This window comes from Mycobacterium sp. (genome assembly GCF_008709575.1).
GTDB lineage: Bacteria > Actinomycetota > Actinomycetes > Mycobacteriales > Mycobacteriaceae > Mycobacterium.
This window is the reverse complement of sequence record NZ_VYIK01000366.1, coordinates 1-219: the sequence shown is the minus strand read 5'-3', so window position 1 is coordinate 219 and position 219 is coordinate 1. Positions and strand designations below refer to the sequence as shown.

General features: G+C 70.3%; 1 protein-coding gene. It reads right to left on the bottom strand.

Annotated features, from left to right (window positions below):
* Positions 1-219: hypothetical protein (locus tag F6Q13_RS18985; RefSeq protein WP_293059819.1), on the bottom strand; the 219-nt coding region annotated here is incomplete at both ends.

Below are 219 nucleotides of genomic sequence, written 5' to 3'. Positions count from 1 at the left end.
TCCGCCCGCGGCGGGCGTGGCCGGTGGATGAGCACCGCCGCCGCGAACCGGATGAGTTGTCCGACAAGCAGCAGTGGTATCGCAACGATCGCCGGCCAGCAGCGCTCACGCCACAGCACCAACACCACCGCCGCCACGACCACCGAATAGGCGACGGCGCTGCTGCCCAGGTAGGTCAGGACACCGGCGACGTGGGTAAGGACAGCCGGCCGGTGGTCG